The 2224-nt window shown below is 70.2% G+C and carries 3 protein-coding genes; all 3 read left to right on the top strand.

All coding sequences use genetic code 11. From position 1 onward, the window contains the following. Positions 1 to 160 precede the first annotated feature (160 nt). Positions 161 to 619, top strand: a complete 459-nt coding sequence (locus BUB20358_RS27820) for a DoxX family protein (RefSeq protein ID WP_035972576.1) — start codon at positions 161 to 163, stop codon at positions 617 to 619. A gap of 19 nt (positions 620 to 638) precedes the next feature. Beyond that, positions 639 to 1556, top strand: a complete 918-nt coding sequence (locus BUB20358_RS27815; RefSeq protein ID WP_006764578.1) for a VOC family protein — start codon at positions 639 to 641, stop codon at positions 1554 to 1556. Then, the coding region (locus tag BUB20358_RS27810) for a YoaK family protein (protein ID WP_174905180.1) at positions 1553 to 2224 on the top strand (672 nt) is incomplete at its 3' end. The genes BUB20358_RS27815 and BUB20358_RS27810, both read left to right, overlap by 4 nt.

Below are 2224 nucleotides of genomic sequence, written 5' to 3'. Positions count from 1 at the left end.
CTGCAGCGCGCGGCGGCGGCAGCGGCCGCCGCGTGCGGCTGTGCGAGCGCGTGCAACGTGCACGGTCACGCGCATGCGGCTGCGTGGCGCCGCGCGCTGCCGACGTCGGACGCGAACGCCTTCTGGGGCGCGCTCGGCTGCTCGTGCTGGGCGGTCTGACATGACGACGCGTACCGTCTACGGCACGCCCGCGTGGGTCCGCGCGCTGCTGTCGCAGCCGTGGGTCGCGCCGCTCGTGCGCATCGCGCTGGTGTCCGCGTACCTGATCGGCGGCGTCGCGAAGGCACTCGACTTCGACGGCGCGGTGGCCGAACAGGCGCATTTCGGGCTGCAGCCGGCCGCGCTGTGGGCGACGCTCGCGATCGCGGTCGAGATCGGCGGCTCGCTGTGCGTGGTATTGCGCCGCTTCACGTGGCTCGGCGCCGGCAGTCTCGCGATGCTGACGCTCGTCGCGATGATCGTCGCGAACGATTTCTGGAATCGCGCGGGTGTCGAGCACTTCATCGCACTCAACAGCTTTTTCGAGCATCTCGGGCTGATCGCGGCGCTCGCGCTCGCGACGATGCTCGACGATCCGAAGCGCGACGAGCGCGCCGGCCTCGCCGATTTACAACGATGAACCACAAGGGAATCCTGCAATGAAATGCATCCGTACAGCGCTGGTCGCCGCGATGATCGCCGGCGGCCTCGCGATCGCGCCGGCCACGTATGCGAAAACGCCGGTCGAGAAGGTCGTCGCGGCGCCGAGCGTCGCGGTCGGCCCGCAGTACGACACGACGCACGTGTGCGTCGCGCCCGACGACTTCGACCGCTTCACCGACAGCTTCGTCGCGACGTTCGGCGGCAAGAAGTCGAAGCAGGGCGTGTTCCAGGTCACGCCGACGCCGAGCCGGACGATGTCGCAGCTCGTGCTCACGCCGGTCGGCACGATCTCGGTGTTCGGCTTCAAGACGCCGATTCCGTATCCGTTCTGCTCCGAACGCACCGGTTATCTGGTCACGGACATCGACGTCGCGATGAAGTCCGCGCGGGCGCACGGCGCGGACGTCGTCGTCGACACGTTTGCCGACCCGATCGGCCGTGACGCGATCGTCCGCTGGCCGGGCGGCGTGAACATGCAGCTGTACTGGCACACGCAGGCGCCGAGCTACGAGCCGCTGCAGACGGTGCCGGAAAACCGCGTGTACGTGTCGCCGGAAAGCGCGGGCAAGCTCGCGCGCGAGTTCGCTGCGTTCTCGCACGGCAGGATCGTGTCGGACGTGCGCAACGCGCCGGGCATCGAGATCGGCCGGCCGAACGATACGTATCGGCGGATCCGGATCGAATCGGGCTTCGGCAAGATGACGGTGCTCGCGACCGACGGCAAATTGCCGTATCCGTTCGGCCGCGAGATGACCGGCTACGAAGTCGACGATCTTGCCGCGACGCTGAAGAAGGCCGAAGCCGCGGGCGTGACGGTGCTCGTGCCGCCGTTCGCATCGGACGGCCGCGACGCGGCGCTCGTGCAGTTTCCGGGCGGCTACGTCGCCGAGATCCACGCGAGCGCCGCGCGATGAAGCACGAGGACACGATTCTTGCCGCGGTCGCCGGCTTCGTCGACACGCTCAGCTTCGTCGCGCTGTTCGGGCTGTTCACCGCGCACGTGACCGGCAACTTCGTGCTGATCGGCGCAGGCATCGCGGGCTTCGGCCAGGGCGTCGTGCTGAAGCTCAGCGTGTTCCCCGCGTTCGTGTGCGGCGTGATCGCGAGCAGCCTGATCGCGCGATCGCTGTCCGCGCGGCCCGCATGGCAGGCGACGCGCGTGCTGCATGCGGTGCAGGCCGTGCTGCTGCTCGGCTTTTGCGCGGCGGGCCTGTGGGCGACGCCGGTCACGCAGCCGGACAGCGTGCCGGCGCTCGTCGCCGGCATCGTCGGCACGTTCGCGATGGGCGTGCAGAACGCGCATCCGCGCGTGCTCGCGCGCGCGGGCGTGCCGAACACCGTGATGACGGGCAACGTCACGCAGGCGATCCTCGACGTCGTCGACATGCTGTCCGCGCGCACCGCGGACGGTGCGCGCGCGGCGGCGCGTGCGCGATTCGGCAAGATGCTGCCGGCGATCGTCGCGTTTGCGCTTGGCGCGGCGGCCGGCGCGCTCGGCTTCCGTCACGTCGGGTTCTGGGCGCTGCTCGCGCCGGTCGCCGCGCTCGCGGTCCTCGCGCTCGGCGCAGCGCAATCGGCCGGC

The sequence above is a fragment of the Burkholderia dolosa genome (assembly GCF_902499135.1).
In the GTDB taxonomy this organism is placed as follows: Bacteria; Pseudomonadota; Gammaproteobacteria; order Burkholderiales; family Burkholderiaceae; genus Burkholderia; species Burkholderia dolosa.
This window is presented reverse-complemented; position numbering and strand designations above follow the sequence as displayed.